16 protein-coding genes are annotated in these 16,254 nt (G+C 40.7%); 1 reads left to right on the top strand and 15 read right to left on the bottom strand.

What is annotated here, in order from left to right; all coding sequences use genetic code 11:
• Positions 1–4: 4 nt before the first annotated feature.
• From POV26_RS11515 to POV26_RS11465, 11 genes are all read right to left on the bottom strand, one after another.
• Positions 5–1,135, bottom strand: coding sequence for a tetratricopeptide repeat protein (locus POV26_RS11515; protein WP_272856622.1), 1,131 nt, complete (start codon positions 1,133–1,135; stop codon positions 5–7).
• Between the two features lie 27 nt (positions 1,136–1,162).
• Positions 1,163–1,372 carry a hypothetical protein gene (locus POV26_RS11510; RefSeq protein WP_272856621.1) on the bottom strand — a complete coding sequence of 70 codons (210 nt, stop codon included), beginning with the start codon at positions 1,370–1,372 and terminating at the stop codon, positions 1,163–1,165.
• Positions 1,373–1,394: 22 nt separating this feature from the next.
• Positions 1,395–1,739: a type II toxin-antitoxin system PemK/MazF family toxin gene (locus POV26_RS11505; protein WP_272856620.1), complete on the bottom strand. Its 345-nt coding sequence runs from the start codon at positions 1,737–1,739 to the stop codon at positions 1,395–1,397.
• The gene (locus POV26_RS11500; protein ID WP_272856619.1) at positions 1,726–1,938 is read right to left on the bottom strand and encodes a hypothetical protein; all 213 of its coding nucleotides are present in this window, start codon (positions 1,936–1,938) and stop codon (positions 1,726–1,728) included. Before POV26_RS11500 ends, POV26_RS11505 begins: the two co-directional genes overlap by 14 nt.
• 41 nt (positions 1,939–1,979) lie before the next feature.
• Positions 1,980–2,999, bottom strand: a complete 1,020-nt coding sequence (locus POV26_RS11495) for a sugar phosphate nucleotidyltransferase (protein WP_272856618.1) — start codon at positions 2,997–2,999, stop codon at positions 1,980–1,982.
• Between the two features lie 48 nt (positions 3,000–3,047).
• A complete protein-coding gene (gene dut / locus POV26_RS11490; RefSeq protein ID WP_272856645.1) occupies positions 3,048–3,482 on the bottom strand; it encodes a dUTP diphosphatase in 435 nt (144 codons plus the stop codon).
• Positions 3,483–3,579: 97 nt separating this feature from the next.
• Positions 3,580–5,034, bottom strand: coding sequence for an oligosaccharide flippase family protein (locus tag POV26_RS11485; RefSeq protein WP_272856617.1), 1,455 nt, complete (start codon positions 5,032–5,034; stop codon positions 3,580–3,582).
• A gap of 70 nt (positions 5,035–5,104) precedes the next feature.
• Positions 5,105–5,500 (bottom strand): acyl-CoA thioesterase, encoded by a 396-nt coding sequence (locus tag POV26_RS11480; RefSeq protein WP_272856616.1) that lies wholly within the window; start codon positions 5,498–5,500, stop codon positions 5,105–5,107.
• A complete protein-coding gene (gene mgtE, locus POV26_RS11475) occupies positions 5,497–6,849 on the bottom strand; it encodes a magnesium transporter (protein WP_272856615.1) in 1,353 nt (450 codons plus the stop codon). Before mgtE ends, POV26_RS11480 begins: the two co-directional genes overlap by 4 nt.
• Positions 6,839–7,660 (bottom strand): 16S rRNA (adenine(1518)-N(6)/adenine(1519)-N(6))-dimethyltransferase RsmA, encoded by an 822-nt coding sequence (gene rsmA, locus POV26_RS11470; RefSeq protein WP_272856614.1) that lies wholly within the window; start codon positions 7,658–7,660, stop codon positions 6,839–6,841. Before rsmA ends, mgtE begins: the two co-directional genes overlap by 11 nt.
• Before the next feature lie 67 nt (positions 7,661–7,727).
• Positions 7,728–8,060, bottom strand: a complete 333-nt coding sequence (locus tag POV26_RS11465; protein WP_272856613.1) for a DUF4286 family protein — start codon at positions 8,058–8,060, stop codon at positions 7,728–7,730.
• A 142-nt stretch (positions 8,061–8,202) separates the two neighbouring features.
• On the opposite strand from POV26_RS11465, the gene POV26_RS11460 reads away from it, so the two are divergent.
• Entirely contained in the window at positions 8,203–9,276 is a 1,074-nt protein-coding gene (locus POV26_RS11460) for a DNA methyltransferase (RefSeq protein WP_272856612.1), read from the top strand.
• Here the strand turns inward: POV26_RS11460 and POV26_RS11455 are convergent.
• The 4 genes from POV26_RS11455 to POV26_RS11440 form a co-directional block, all read right to left on the bottom strand.
• Positions 9,262–10,152, bottom strand: a complete 891-nt coding sequence (locus POV26_RS11455) for a hypothetical protein (protein ID WP_272856611.1) — start codon at positions 10,150–10,152, stop codon at positions 9,262–9,264. The two genes, POV26_RS11460 and POV26_RS11455, sit on opposite strands and share 15 nt — an antisense overlap.
• A gap of 14 nt (positions 10,153–10,166) precedes the next feature.
• Entirely contained in the window at positions 10,167–11,948 is a 1,782-nt protein-coding gene (locus POV26_RS11450; protein ID WP_272856610.1) for a tetratricopeptide repeat protein, read from the bottom strand.
• A gap of 154 nt (positions 11,949–12,102) precedes the next feature.
• On the bottom strand, positions 12,103–13,821 hold the full coding sequence (locus POV26_RS11445) for a T9SS type A sorting domain-containing protein (protein ID WP_272856609.1): 1,719 nt from the start codon (positions 13,819–13,821) through the stop codon (positions 12,103–12,105).
• 431 nt (positions 13,822–14,252) lie between these two features.
• Positions 14,253–15,974 carry a T9SS type A sorting domain-containing protein gene (locus POV26_RS11440; RefSeq protein ID WP_272856608.1) on the bottom strand — a complete coding sequence of 574 codons (1,722 nt, stop codon included), beginning with the start codon at positions 15,972–15,974 and terminating at the stop codon, positions 14,253–14,255.
• Positions 15,975–16,254 lie beyond the last annotated feature (280 nt).

The following is a 16,254-nucleotide window of genomic DNA, read 5'->3' as shown; positions in this document are numbered from 1 at the left end:
TTTTTTAGTTCGGCATTTTGGTTGCTGCGGCTTTCTCTGAATACATTTTAGCTTTTTGCGCGTTGCCTTTTGTAGTGTATGCAAAGCTGAGTTGTTCGTAAAAATCACGCTCCATTTTTGGGTCTTCCAATATAAAATCCAAGCCGGTCTCCAAACTTTCAATAGCCGTATCGCTTTTTTCGAGGCCGTTGTTTGCAACGCCGTTCAACAAATACAAAAGTGCCTGTGCGGGAAAAATCTCAAGTCCTTCGGAGCTCAGTTTTGCGGCGGCTTCATATTTTTTGAATTCAATCTGAAACAGAATTGTATTCTTCAGCAGGTTGTAATTGTCCGGGTCTTGGGCTATTCCTTTTTCATAGGCATTGAGCGCGTCTTCCTTTCTATTTTTAGCGGCGTAATAATCTCCGAGTTTTTCATAAACGCGGCCATTCTCCACAGAAAATTGATTGACGATTTCTGCTAAATCTGTTTCGTACTGCGGGTTTTCATTCACAAATTGAATAAAATCACCCAGCACTTTATATTTTGTTTCCTTATCAACTTCTTCCGAAGCAAAGACGATTTTCATGGATTTTATTGCTTCCGAAGCATTGCCTTCATCGAGATAAAACTTGTAAAGCGCCAAATGCACCAATTCTGATTTTGGATTGTTTTTCAAAAGGTTTTTTGCGGCTTCGAAGGCCTTTTCCTTGTTGCCCTGATCGCTGTAAAGAAAGATGAGGTTTAAATATTCCTTTTCGTTTTTTGGGTTGCTGTCTATTTTTTGTTCCAGGTTTTCAATGGCGCCTTCCGTATTGCCGGTAGCGCGGTAAATTTGGGCGCGCAAGGCATTGCGGATGTCGCTCTCGCCCCAAACTTGGTCGAGTTCGTCCAATTGCTCCAAAGCTTTGTCATATTGCTTTGTAAGTGTATAAAGGTTGGCCAGATCTTCTTTGTAATCCTCGTCAAAAAGAATCAGTTTTTGGACAAGCGGAATGGATTTTTCATACTCCTTTTGCCGGTAATAGAGTTCGTAGAATTGTTCCAAAACATCCAAGCGGTCGCCCTGACTTTTTAATACTTTATTGAAATCTGCCTCAGCTTCGGCATATTGTTTTAGATAGGTGTGGTTTTTGCCCATTTCAAAATAGACCACCGCTTTGTTTTCCTCGGTTTTTGCGGCTTATTCGGCTTTGTTCAGGGCGGCGAGGGCCAGTTCATAGTTTTCTATGCCCTTTTGTTTCAGCGCTTCAAAAAAGCTCTCCTGAAACGCATCGGTAACATTCTCCGGTTCGCCACTTGCGGGAGCTTCGGTTTCTTGGGCACAGAGTTGCTTCGGAATTAAAAGGATCCCAAGAAAAAAGTTTATGAATAGAAAAAATTTAAATGTCATTTTATAACTGATGTTGCTTTTTTCAGTAACCAATTGAAAGGACTTTGGATAACCCATCTTTAATTCTTTCAAGTGTTTCCGAGTCAATTTTTCCAAGTTTGTTGATAATTCGTTTTTCCGAAAGCGAACGTAACTGAAAACAATCTGCGGAAGAAACTTTCTTTAATTTGTTGCTGTTGTTCGGCAAAATTTGAACCATCCAGGGCGCAATTTCGTAATGGTCTTTCCAGTCAGTAATGGGAACGATGACTTTAAGGGGAAGTTTTCCAATGGAATTATCATTCACAATGATTGCTGGCCTTGTCTTTTTAAGTTCTGCGCCTATTGTTGGATCGAGATTTATGAGCCAGATTTCACCTTGTTTCATAGAAATTTTCATAATCCAATTCGGTAAAAACGGTTAATTCCCGATCTGCTTCATAATCTGGACCAAGTTTTTCAGCAGCCATCAACATGCTTTTTTCAAAATTGCTTTTGCGAATGGACTTCAGCGTTTTTTCAATCAACCGCATTCTTTGGTCCACTGGCAAACGCTTAATTTCTTTAAATAACTCTTCTGTTCCCATAATTTAAAGTTACAAAATTTTAAACAGGCTGTTAGTAGCGTTTATTGTTTCAATTCAGAATAATCTCCAATACTTACACTCGTAAACTTGCCATCAAAAGTAGCGTAATTGCCAATCATTGCGTTGTCTAAATTGGCATTCTTTATTGTTGAATTGGTTTGAATAATGCTGTTTTTTACCGTACTGTCCTCAATTACCGTGCCCTCCCCGACCGAAGCAAAGGGGCCTATTGTACTGTTTTTCAAGACAACGCCATTGCCGATAAAGCAAGGTTCAATTATTTTTGAGTTTTCTTTTGAAATATTAACGGAGATAAGCGGTTCATTTGCTTCAGAAAGGAACCCCAACATTTTTTGATTGGTTTCCACGGTAACTTCTTTGTTGCCACAGTCCATCCACTCATCAACAGTCCCGGTTTTGAAAACTTTTCCGGAAGCCATCATTCTTTTAATTCCGTCGTTTATTTGGTATTCGCCACCGTTGATGATGTTGTTGTCCAAAACATATTGCAGTTCATTTTTCAATTGTGAAACATCCTTAAAATAGTAAATACCTATAACGGCTTGGTCGCTTACATATTCTTTCGGCTTTTCAACCAGTTCTATTATTTCATTCTTTTCGTTTAGATTTACAACGCCGTAGGCTTCCGGATTTTTAACTTTTTTTGTCCAGATTACGGCGTCCGCTTCTTTGTCCAAATCAAAATCAGCACGTATCAAAGTATCTGCGTAAGCAATCACCGCAGGGCCCGAAAGCGAATCTTTGGCGCACATAATGGCGTGGCCCGTGCCTTTGGGATCGAGCTGGCGGTAAATGGTAGGTTTGGCGCCTAAACTTGTGGCGAGTGCTTTTAAGCTGTCAACCACATCATCGCCAAAAAAAGCGGGGTCGCCGAGGATGAAGGCAATTTCGTCAATATCTTCGTTAAGCACACCCACGATATCTTCCACCAAACGGTGAACTATTGGTTTTCCTGCAACCGGAATCAATGGTTTTGGAACGGTAAGTGTATGTGGGCGAAGACGTGAACCTCTTCCGGCCATTGGGACTATAATCTTCATATTTGCGATTGTCGATTAACGATTTTAGATTTTTTTGAATTGCTATTTTTATTTTGTGCCTGTTGAACCAAAACCCCCGACTCCGCGAGAAGTATCGGTCAGTTCTTCCACTTCTTCCCAAACGGCGCGTTCGTGTTTTGCGATTACCAATTGGGCGATGCGTTCGCCATGCTCGATAGTGAAATCTTCATTGGAAAGGTTTACCAAAATCACTCCAATCTCACCGCGGTAATCGGCATCGATGGTTCCGGGCGAATTGAGAACGGTGATTCCTTTTTTGGCAGCCAAACCACTGCGTGGGCGCACTTGGGCTTCGTAGCCTATGGGCAATTCAATAAAAAGTCCCGTTTTTACGATGGCGCGCTGTAACGGTTTCAACGTTGAAGGGCCATCAACGCAGGCGCGTAAATCCATTCCGGCGGAAGCTATGGTTTCGTAGGAAGGCAGCGGGTGGTTTGATTTGTTGATTATTTTCACACCCACGAAGGTGGGTGTCTCTTCATTTTTGTTCATATTCCAATTTTAAAATCCGTTTTCGAAAGCGCTTCGACAGGCTCAGCGTGACAGGCTTCTTCTACATTTACTTTTTTATAATTTTTAAAAATTCCTTCTTTTCAGAATAGAACATAATTACGGCAAACACTACTAACAACGCAGTCCCCAGCCAAATATTTCCGTTGAAAGCGTAAAAGGAAATTGCCGAAAACCCGATGGCCAGCAGCAGGTATCCGCTTATTTTTTTCACTTCGTATGGCACATCGTAATACTTGCGGCCGTAAAGATACGAAAGCACCATCATACTGCCATAGGCGGCAAGCGTTGCGATTGCGGAGCCCATATAACCGATAATTGGAATCAAAACATAGTTCAAAACTAAAGTTACAATGGCTGCGAAAACCGAAATGTAGGCCCCAAACTTAGTACGGTCCGTAACTTTGTACCATACCGAAAGGTTGTGGTAAATTCCCAAGAAAAGATTCGCCAAAAGAATGAGCGGCACAATTTTCAACGCCTCCCAATATTGACTGTTTGGGATTAGGATTCTTTTGAAAACGTCAATATACACAACTACTACCAAAAGAATGAGACAGCCGAAAAGCGTGAAATATTTGGTAATGGTAGCGTAGGTGTTTTTCGCATTTTCATGGCCGGAATGGTTGAAGAAAAACGGTTCAATCCCCAAACGGAACGCCATTACGAAAAGCGTCATAAACATTCCCAGTTTATAACAGGCTGAGTAAAGCCCCACTTGGGTTTCGGCTATATTTTCGGGGAGTAGATATTTCAGAAGAATTCTATCAAAAGCTTCGTTTACGCTGAAAGCAATTCCTGCAATCAACACGGGAATGGCGTATTTCATCATCTGTTTCCAAATGGTTTTATTGAAGCCGAAGCCTATTTTCACATAAAGTGGCAGCAATACCAAAAGCGTTACCGCACTCGCAATTAAATTTGCGATGAAAACATAAGCCACTTTATTTTCCGGAAACCAAAGGGAGTTCCAAAAACTACTATTTTCGGCAAGTTTCGGAAGCAACAAAAGGAAAAATAAGTTGAAAGCGAGATTTATTACTACGTTAAAAATTTTTATCACGGCATAACGCATCGGTCTTTCATTGACGCGGAACCAAGCAAAGGGCAAGACAACCAGCGCGTCTAAAGCTAAAATTAGCAAGCCGTAGGTGATATATTCAGGCTGGAATTCAGAAACTGTGGCAATTTGGTTTGTGAATAGAAGCGTAATTCCCAAAAAAAGAAAGGTAGAAACGGTGATTGAGGTAAGGGTGGTGGACTGTACAATTTTCTGTTGCTTACTGTCTTTGGTGATAAATCTGAAAAACGCCGTTTCCATGCCGTAACTCAATAAAACGTTTCCCAGAATAAGGTACGCCATCAAGGTGGCATAAACCCCGTATTCCTCTGGAAGCATAACGGTAGTGTAAAGCGGCACGAGAATAACCGCTAAAACGCGCGGCAGCACGGTAGCCAATCCGTAAATAAAAGTTTGTTTGAAAAGTTTTTTGAAAACGCTCAAGGCGGTGCAATTTTATAGCGCAAAAGTATTGAAAATAATAGTTTTGAAGCCTATTTGCCTGGCTTCATATTTAAAGAAAAAGATTAGATATTTCCTCCGTGATTTTCGTGGGGCGAAATGTCTTGGCATCCAAAAAACACCAAAGCGTGGTTGCCTCCACGATTGTTTTCCCGTCAGCGGGACGGATTATTTTGTAATGTCGTTCGCTTTTTACGCCTTCGTAGCTTTCAATCCAGGTTTGCGTTTCAAGTTCTTCACCTAAAAATGAAGGATTTTTATAGGAAATGAAATGGTTCAGCACCACCCAAACGTATTGCTCGCGCTGTGCTTCGGTAGTTTTTGAAATCCAATGTGCTTCCGCGGCATCAAGACACCACTGCAAGTAAATTACATTATTTACGTGATTCAAACCATCGATGGCTGAAGCGGGAACGGTGAAGCGCTGTTTGAAAATGTCCGATTTCAAAAGCCAAGGATTAATTTCGCAATAAGAAAATAGGTAAGTATCCCGAAGATATCATTGCTGGTTGTGATGAAAGGGCCGGTTGCGACCGCAGGGTCAATTCCCCTTTTGTCCAACAGAATAGGGATAAAAGTGCCAATTAAGGCGGCAAGAATGATAACCGTAATAATGGCAATCCCGATGCTGATGGATTCGAGATAGGAAGTAAAAAACACGAAATGGCTTATTACCAAAACTACCAAAGCGATGGCAATTCCGTTAACGAGGGCAAGTAGCGATTCCTTTAATAATCGGGCCACCATATTTCCCTTTAGGGTGTCGTTCGCCAAACCTTGCACTACAATGGCACTGGACTGTACGCCCACATTTCCTGCGGTTGCTTGAATAAGCGGCACAAAAATGATGATTTTAGGAAAAGTGGACATCATGGATTGAAAGCCCGTAATGATGCTGGCCGCGCCCAAACCGCCCAACATGCCAATTAGCAGCCAAGGCAAGCGTGCTCTTGTAAGTTTAAAAATACTATCGTCGGCCTCTACGTCTTGGGAAATACCCGCCGCCATTTGGTAATCTTTTTCGGCCTCTTCCTTTATGAAATCCACAATATCGTCAATGGTAATTCTTCCCACCAAAATGCCTTCGTCATCAACAACCGGAATGGCTTCCAAGTCGTATTTCTGCATAATTCGGGCAACATCCTCAGCTTCGGTATGCACGTTAACATAATCTACTTTTGGGATGTAGATATCGCTGATATGCGCACGTTCCGGGGCCGTAAGTAAATCTTTTAGGGAAAGCCTTCCCTTTAGTTTTCCGTGTTTGTCGGTAACGTAAATGGAATGTACCCGGGTAACGTTTTCTGCCTGACGGCGCATTTCGCGAACGCAGCCTGCCACGGTCCAGGTTTCCTTTACGCGTACCAATTCCTTCGCCATCAACCCCCCTGCGGTATCTTCGTCATAACGCAACAGATCCACAATGTCTGCCGCGTGTTCTTCGTCCTCTATATGATCGATTACCTGCTTTTGAATATGGTCATCGAGCTCGGCGATTATATCTGCCGCATCGTCGGTGTCCATTTCGTCCAGCTTGTCGGCAATTTCCGAAGGCGAAAGATTATCGAGAATGCGCTCCCTAAAATCATCATCCAGCTCCATCAGGGCTTCACTGGTAATTTCGCTGTCGAGAAGTTTTACCAAATAAGTGGCTTCTTCGTGATTTAATTCCTGAAGAAGCTCGGCAACGTCGGCAAAGTGGAAATCGTGCAACAGCCCCTTCAGCGCATCGCCATCATTATTGGCGATGTACTGCTCAATCTGCTCGATAAACTCTTCGGTTAGTTCAAATTGCATCGTTTTCCAGTTTTTGGGTAAGGGCTATAAATTGCGGAACGGAAAGTTGTTCCGGGCGTTGGCCAAAGATAGCATCTTCTTTTATTTTATCGGAAAGATTGAAGGATTTTAAACTGTTGCGGAGCGTTTTTCTGCGCTGCTGAAAAGCGGTCTTTACCACTTTATAAAGCATTTTTTCATCACACGGAAGCGAAATATTTTCCTTTCTGCGAAGCCGAAGCACGCCGCTTTCCACCTTTGGCGGCGGATTGAAAACAGAAGGCGGGACCGTAAAAAGATATTCCGCATCATAAAATGCCTGCGCCAAAACCGAAAGGATGCCATAGGCTTTGCTGCCTTCCCTTTCACAGATGCGCTGCGCCACTTCTTTTTGGAACATGCCCGTAAATTCGGGAATCTGTTCTTTCCATTCCAGCATTTTGAAGACGATTTGTGTTGAAATATTATACGGAAAATTCCCCGTAATGGCGAATTGTTCGGCTCCGAAAAGTTGCGAAAGGTCGAATTTTAAGAAATCTGCTTCAACTATTTTGAGGTTTTTGTCGGGATAGTTCGCTTCCAAATAGGCGATAGATTCCGTGTCGAGGTCCATCGCGATTACTTCTATGTCCTTTTGAATTAAATATTTTGTGAGCACGCCCATGCCGGGGCCTATTTCCAAAACGTTTTTATAGCCTTCAAGCGTCAAGGTATCGCCAATTTTTTCGGCAATGGCTTCGTCTTTTAGAAAATGCTGGCCTAAGTGTTTTTTGGCGCGAACTCCACCCGTTTCCATATTTCCTTTTGACTTATTTGGGTTTTCTCTTTTCATTTAAAAAAACTGCAATTTTGTTTAACCGCAAAGTACACAAAGGTTTTCACAGAGGACGCAGAGCGATTTAGCTTTTTTTGAAAAGTTGGTTATGGGCTTCACCAACAATTTCAAGTTCGGTGCGGAAGGCTACGAATTTTCCCTCAAAGGGTTTGCTCTGCGCTCGGAGCTCTGCGGCGTTTTCGGCATAGTATTTTTGTAGTGTTTCCTTGCTGTCGGTTGTATATTGGACCGAATAGGTAATCCCGCCCATTTCTTCAGTAATCACAATCCGGGTCATCAAAGCCTTGCTGAATTTTCCGGTGGCGAGCATGGCGGGAATGTGTTCGGTTTTCATCCAATCAAGCCAACGGTCGTGGATGGTTTCTTCTATGTTTATGGTTACGTTGTAGATGTACATGTTTTTTAAAATTCCAAGAATGGATTCAGTTACTGGCAAGGTATTAATTTTTAAATTTTTTATTATATTTTAATAATAAGATTTTTAAAATCAATTCATATATTTGTTGTATAACCTTGTATAATGTTGTTTGTAGTTTTTTATGGAAAAATTTATTAAAGTTGGTGAAGCAGCTAAGCGAATTGGGGTAAGTACCGAAACCTTGAGACGGTGGGATAATTCAGGTAAATTTGAAAGTGTGCGACACCCAATAAATAATTATAGGGTATATAATGAATCCAGTGTTAATCTATTAATGGAAGAATTACAACTTGAGCTTGAATATAATAAAAGAGATGCTATTTCATTAAGTATCGAACCAATTTTTAAAACAGAATATGGAAAATTGTATAAGTATGATGCCATTGAATATTTAAAATCGCTTGAAAATGAATCCATAGATCTAATATTCGCAGATCCTCCGTATAACATAAAAAAGGCTGAATGGGATACATTTTCATCCCAGAAAGCGTATGTGGAATGGAGCATGGTGTGGATAAAAGAAGCACAACGCGTCTTGAAAAAAAATGGATCTCTCTATATATGCGGTTTTTCAGAAATTTTGGCAGATATTAAATGGGCGGCTTCCAGTATTTTTCAAGGGTGTAAATGGTTGGTTTGGTTCTATAGAAATAAAGGTAATCTAGGAAATGATTGGGGTCGATCGCATGAAAGCATTTTACATTTTAGAAAAAGTAAAGACTTTATTTTTAATATAGATGAGGTTAGAATACCTTATAATGAGCATACATTGAAATATCCGGAAAGAAAGCAAGCTGAATCTTCGCAATTTTCAAACGGTAAAAAGAAAGATTATAGCTGGACTCCAAATCCATTGGGCGCAAAACCAAAAGATGTTTTGGAAATACCCACAATATCAAATGGCTCTTGGGAGAAGACTTTACACAAAACTCAAAAACCTGTTGAACTACTTCGCAAAATTATTCTCTCGTCTTCAAACCAAGACAGTCTTATTTTAGATCCCTTCGGAGGATCTGGAACCACCTATGCCGTTGCAGAAGCTCTTGGGCGTAAATGGTTGGGAACAGAACTGGAAGATGAATTTTGCCAAATTATAAGAAACAGGATTTCAGATAAAAATCATTTGGAAAGAATAATATCTGGAAAGGACGAAATAAATTCCCAAAAGAGAAGATCAAAATTAAGGGGAGAGTAATTCCCAAATATCTTTTGTTATAAGTTCTGAAAAAGTATTCATATACTTATTGTATGGTTCAATTGACGCATTTGGGGGAGGGTCTAAATAATAAATCCCTTCTAGTTCAGTAAGAAAATTTGAGTAAACCATAAATAAACCTGAAACCAAGGTATGACTAATATTGTCAGTCTCTTTTCTTTGTACATCATTCAGAAAAATTCCGATTACTTTTTGGGGATGATTTACAAAACGCTCCAATAGAATTTTATCGATGAACATTTTTCCCATTCTGTCCTTGGAAGTTGTTTTTACAGAAACAACTATTTCATTTTCATCAAGATGCTTATTTGTGGATTTTACTTTTGAATAGGGAGAAAGTATTATATCATTTTCACATCTGTAGTCTTTTTGACCTTTCTCTGTTTCATATGGAATTTTAAGAACTGTACTCTTGTTTGAAATACCTATTTCACTAAAAATACATCTTATTAATTCTTCAAATCGGTTTCCAACATGTTTTCTGGCACTATTTGGGTTAACCAATAAATCGAATCCGGCACCGATAGATTGCTGAATAGTATATAAAACGCTATCTATCAATTCTCTTTCATTTTCACTCCAATAATTATTACGTGTTTTTAGTTTTCCTAAAATTAATTCAAAATCTGAAAATTTGCTTTCAAATTCTAGCGCACTATAAATAAATAATCGTTGGTTTATTGGTCTTAAATATTTAGTTGTACCAGCAATAAGAGATGAGTGAATTTTGTACCCACTTTTTTCATTAAAGTGCGTGAGAACATTTGGAAGATATTGAAGCACCCTTAAAGTAATTAATTCAAATTCTTTAATTGATTTTTTCTTCTCTCTTAAATCTTTATCTAAAGGAAGCATAATTGATTAAAAATTTAATTTATCGCATCCCCCCTTAACGCCCGATATTTCTTCCGAGCCTCCACAAAGTAAATGCTATCCGCAAAGTTGAAAATTATGGCCTCATATTGCGTCTTTGCCTTATCGGGCTGGTTTAATTTTTCTTCGTAAATCTTCGCCAAGCGGTAATGGGCGTCGTCCGCTAAAATATCGTCGTTGTAAAACTCGATTATTTTAAGGTAGTTGGTTTCGGCTTTTGCATATTCTCCGATCTTTTCATAAATCTCGCCTTGCTTTAAAAGTGCCTCGTCCTCTATTTTTTCGCCTTTGTTATTCGTTAAAATATCTTCTAAAACAGCTATTGCTTCCGCATCTTTATCCTGAAATTCCAGCAAATCTGCCCGCGCATATTTCTTTAAAGCTGTTTGGGTTGAATCTTCCAAAGAATTGTCGCGTATCAACAAACTGAGCTGCATGGCGTCGTTCGCCATTAATTGTGAAGTAGATTTTTTCAACACGTCCAGTTGCACCTGCGCCCATTCAAAATCGCCCTTAAAATAGCTGGTGCGGGCCACCTTGAAACGGGCTTCCTGCGCCAGCACGTCGTTCTGCACTTTTTTCTGGATTTGGGAATAATAAATCAGCGCTTCGTTAAATTTTTCGTCGAAGACCAAAATATCGGCAAGCTCCATTTTAACCCGTGCTTCTTGGTAGGAAGTCAGTTGCTCTTTTGCCAAAGCTTTCAGATTGTCAATGGCCAGTTCCTTTTTGTTGTTTTGGAAGGCCAAAAAGTGATTGTAATCAATCTGAAGCAAATAGGTCTCCCGGTTTCGGCCAAATTCATCCAACAGGTTTTCAAACTTTTTTTCAACTTGTGCATATTCTTTGGGGGTAGCGGTCTTCACCTCCATTTTCATCAAAATTTGATTGCCCTGCAGCTTGTTTTGGGGTGTGAAGGAATTGTCAATAATGAAGTTTACTATTTCCCTTCCGGTTTCATAATCTTCATCGGTAATGGCAATATAGGCCAAATCCGTAATGCCGCTGAGATCTTCGCCTATGCGTTTGTAGATTGCTTTTTCCTGTGTAAATGCTTTTTTGTATTCCTTTTGTTGAATGAATAACCAGCTCAGCAAATCGTTGTAAAGTATATTGGGATTTTGCTGCGAGCGCTGCAGCAGTATTTTTTTAAGAATAACATTTGCTTCATTAGTAGGGTCTTCTGTGGTGTAAAGACTAAAATAACGCTGTGCCGAGGCTTTAAAACTCAAATTTTTCTCGATGAGATTTAAATAGCTATCAAACATTTTCTCAAGCTTTCCCTGCTCGCCATAAATTTGTGCCAGTTGTGCATTAAAATCCATTTTATCGCTAAGGGCCATTGCTTTTTCATAGGCTGAAACGGCTTCGTCAAGCAAGCTGTATTTTTGAAAAGTGGCTCCAATATTATATGCAAAGTTTGGGTTTTGGTCCAACGCTTCAATTGCTTTGTTGAAATATTCCGAGGCGAGCTCCGGTTTGTTTTGAAGCGAATAATTATAGCCCAGTTCTACATAGAGCTGTGGAAAATTACGGCCGTCCCCCAGCTTTTCTTTCAACAATTTTTCGGCTTCAGAGAAATTTTCGAGTTGCTGATTGGCGGCCACCATTGCCATAAAATAATCCAAGCGATAGGGGTTTTGCTTGCTCAGCTTTTCATAGATGGTCAATGCTTTTTGAAATTGGCCTTGTTCGTAATAATTATTGGCCAAGGCATCGCTTTGCGAAAAGCCCGCCGAAACTGTAAAAAGGAATAAAATGAAACAAAGTTTGCGCATGCCGTAAATATAAGGAAATGCCCCGATAGCTATTGGATTCTGAAAATATTTATCAAAAATAAAGCCGTGATTCGTGCTTTTTAAATAGAAACATATAAATAGAAAAGGGCCGCCGTAAAGCGAACCCTTCTTTTCAACATCAAACAATCTCCTCTTATTGTTTAATGATTTTGTATGTGGCGTAATTGCCGTCAATCATTGCCTTCATAAGGTAAACCCCCGGGGTAATGGATGCAATGTTGATTGAAGTTTCATTTTGGCCAACGGAAGTTTCAAAAACTTTTTGCCCTAATAAGGAAAATATCGAAACACTTTCAATGGTATTCTTTGCCGAAAGGTTCAAAACTTCTTGTGCGGGGTTTGGATAGAATTTGAAACCTTCAAAACTATTTTCCTCAACTCCAGCTATAAAATTCTGTGCGTCAAAATAGAGGCCAAAGCCAAAACTTCCGCCGCCGCTTGTCCCCGCAAACGCCATGCATGGGTGATTGTCCGGTGTTTCGGCAACCGCGGAATAGAACCCATCAAACACATCGAAGCCTGAATCTCCTACGGGTTCAAAAGGTCCGAAGCCATTTCCGTCATATTGAAAGGAGCGGTTTTGGTCATCCGAAGAATTGTCAATATCATCGCGAACGTATGAAGTTTCCAGTATTTCAGTGGGTCCGGTTTTGCTCATCCAGGTATCAATATGGGCTATATTTGCCAGTGTGCCCGCGCTAATATAATTTATGGGGGCATAGGCTGCTCCATTCTCTCTTCTATACGCTTGCCCGATATAGGAGTCTGAAGTTCCTGCGGCACGCGAAGAGGCAATTATTAAAACCTCGTCGCTGGCAAAACTCTTGCGCGTTGCCCGGATGGTCGGGTTAAGGGATTCTGTAGTTCCTCCGTCTGCAACTGTTTCATTAGTGCCCCAAGATGCGGGATCGTTATAGTTATCATTGGCATTGGCCCGCAAACTTCTGGAATTAAAGCCAATGAAGGCTGTATAACACCCACCATTAAGTCCGTAAGAGAACTCAATTTGCTCAGAGACTATACCGAGTGCTGTTTCATCTACCCAATCAAAACCATAACTACCGGCGGTGCTTCTTGCGGAATAGGTGGATTGGTTAGATTTGTTGTAGGTGGCAAAGCTTCTTTGTGACGCTGCTCCCGGATAGTTGGTGTCCACCCCAAAATCAATTACATCAGTTGCAATAACCTGTGCGTCAAACGTTCCGGTATGTGTATCCCACCGCCAAGCTTGGAAATTTTTACTTTCTGTCACTAAATTGGCAACAAGGTAAGAATCGTCATAAGTTACGAGTTGCATTTTGCGCATGGGGGCGGTTACTGCCACTTTTTTCCATTCGTCGAAGGTAAGGCCTCCATCTTGCGAACGATATATAAAAATGGAGTCATAAGTTCCGCCAAAATCAATGATGTTTTCATACATGCCGATATAGATAATGTCGGAGATCCTATCTATATCCATATCTACGGCGTCCACATAGTCATTGCGCAACAATTTGTCGGTTCCCCATTCTGGGATAAAACCTTCGCCGTCACGCTCTTTGATTACTTCGGGTGTATATATGCCGTTTATGGGAAGGTTTTCCACGGTTTCCGGCAATCTATTGGTAACGATGGGCTTGTAAAGTGCCGCCACGTTTGGGTCGATGTCCTGCCATGCGTTTTTTATGGCGAGCCTGTTGGCGTTGATCTCGGCCGCCGTGCCGTTCTGTTCAAGCGCTTTTGCTTGTTGGTACAAAGCTTCGAGCTCTGGGGTTCTTTCTGGGATAACCATTTGGTTCCCGGTCAAATCTGACTGTGCTATCCCTGTGATGATACAAAGTGAGCACATTAAAAAGGTAATTGCATTTTTCATGATTACGTGTTTTTAATTAATACTTATTTATTTCACTTTATAATTGGGAATATGTTAATGCGTGATTTAGAATCTTGGACAAATCTATGGGAAGAATCAATGAGGCATTGTAACTATTGTAACAAATTTTATAACATATGTAACAAGTATAAAAAAGCCTGAAAAAACTATGGTTCTCGGCTTTTTTTTACTGGTTAAATGTATTGTTTCACCGAGCTTTTCCAAGTTTATTTCGTCAATTGGGTTCTAAGTTTCACCGTGGCTCATATTGTTTTTACCGGTCTGGGGAAAGGAACACGTATTTCCTAAAATTTAATTTTGCCGTAAGTGATGCGCCCATAGTATTTATAAATGGTTTGTATGTGGATTTTCAATAAAAAAAGGGCCCGCCGTAAAGCGAACCCTTCTTTTCAACATCAAACAATCTCCTCTTATTGTTTAATGATTTTGTACGTGGCGGAATTGCCATCAATCATTGCCTTCATAAGGTAAACCCCCGGGGTAAGGGATGCAATGTCGATTGAAGTTTCATTGTCGTTCACTGAAGTTTCAAAAACTTTTTGTCCTATTAAGGAAAATATCGAGACATTTTCAATAGTGTTGTTTGCTGAAAGGTTCAGAACTTCTTGTGCAGGGTTTGGATAGAATTTGAAACCTTCGAAACTGTTTTCGTCAATTCCTGCGGTAACCCCATTCTTGGCATCAAAGTATAATCCATACCCATAAGTACCACTGATACTAGTGCCTGCGAAAGCCATGCAGGGAAGTCCATCATTGGTCTCTGCAATAGCTGACGGGAATCCGTCAAATACATTCCGCCCGGTGTCCCCAACTCCCTCATAGGGGCCAAAGGTATTACCATCATACTGGTTTGAGCGGTTAACATCGTCTTGTGTATCGTCTATTCTGTCCCGTACATAAGAGCTTTCTATTACTTCAACGGGCCCAGCTGTGCTCATCCAGGTATCGATATGTACAATATCGTAGCCAGAGGATGTGGTTACGTAAGATACAGGCACATAAGCTGCTCCACTTTCCCTTCGGTATGCTTGGCCATCAAAAGGGTTGCTGCTTCCTGCGGCACGGGATGAGGCAATTATTAAAACCTCATCGGACGCAAAAGCCTTGCGCGTGGCCCGGATGGTTGGGTTAAGTGATTCTGTAGATGCCCCAGCGGCAACAGTTTCATTAGTGCCCCAAGATGCGGGATCGTTATAATTATCATTGGCATTGGCCCGCAAACTTCTGGAATTAAAGCCTATAAAAGCTGTATAACACCCACCATTAAGTCCGTAAGAGAATTCAATTTGCTCCGTAAATATACCGAGTGACGTTTCGTCCACCCAGTCAAACCCATAGCTACCAGCGGTGCTTCGTGCAGAATAGGTGCTATTGTCTGATTTGTTATAGGTTGCAAAAACACGTTGGGATGCAGTAGTTCCCGGAAAATTGGTGTCCACACCAAAATCAATAACATCATCGAAAGTTATACTTTGAAAATCAAAAGCGCCAGAGGCCATATTCCATCTAAGGGCTTGAAAAACCCCATTCTGGAACATTGAATAAACGAGCAAATAATCATCGCCAGTTCCGTCAATAGTGATTGTTTGTATTTTTGCGAAAAGAGAACTAATAACGGGTAGATTTTGCCATAATACAAAAGTATTGCCCCCATCTGTAGAGCGATATATATATAGGTTTGAATCTGAACCACTTCCGGTAAAGTTTTCAAAGGCAGCAACATAAATATCTCCATCAGTGGTAACATCCATATCCAGCCCATCAATATAGCCGTCCCGCAACAATTTATCCGTCGCCCAATCTTCGGGAGCTCTTGTTTGCTCAGGGCGCTCAGGTATTGTGTTGGGGCGATAGCTGCCGTCTCCTCCAAGGGGATAATTGGTTGCTGCAATTGGCTTGTAAAGTGCCGCAACTTCTGGATCAATTTCCTGCCAAGCGTTTTTTATGGCAAGCCTGTTAGCGTTAATCTCGGCCGCCGTGCCGTTTTGTTCAAGTGCTTTTGCTTCTTGGTACAAAGCTTCAAGCGCGGGTGTTTTTTCGGGAATTACTATTTGGTTCCCGGTCAAATCTGATTGCGCTATCCCTGTGATGATACAAAGTGAGCACATTAAAAAGGTAATTACATTTTTCATGAGTACATGTTTTTTAATTAATACTTGTTTATTTCACTTTATAATTGAGGAGTAATGCCATTGAGTGATTTAATCTGAAACAAAGCTATGGCAAGTATTAAGCGAAGGGTATGAATATTGTAACAAAAGCTATAACAAATGTAACATCCATGAAAAAAGAAGCCGTCTCAATAATCTAATTGGGACGGTTTTTTATTTTTTGGTTGATGGCGATGATTTTTTGGTAATTTTAAATTTAGACGCAAAGTTGGCCTTTCTTAGGCACTTTTCTTTCTTAAAT

The organism is Aequorivita todarodis, from assembly GCF_028561335.1.
Lineage (GTDB): Bacteria > Bacteroidota > Bacteroidia > Flavobacteriales > Flavobacteriaceae > Aequorivita > Aequorivita todarodis.
Note: the sequence above shows the minus strand (reverse complement) of the source record. Positions and strands in the feature narration are given on the sequence as shown.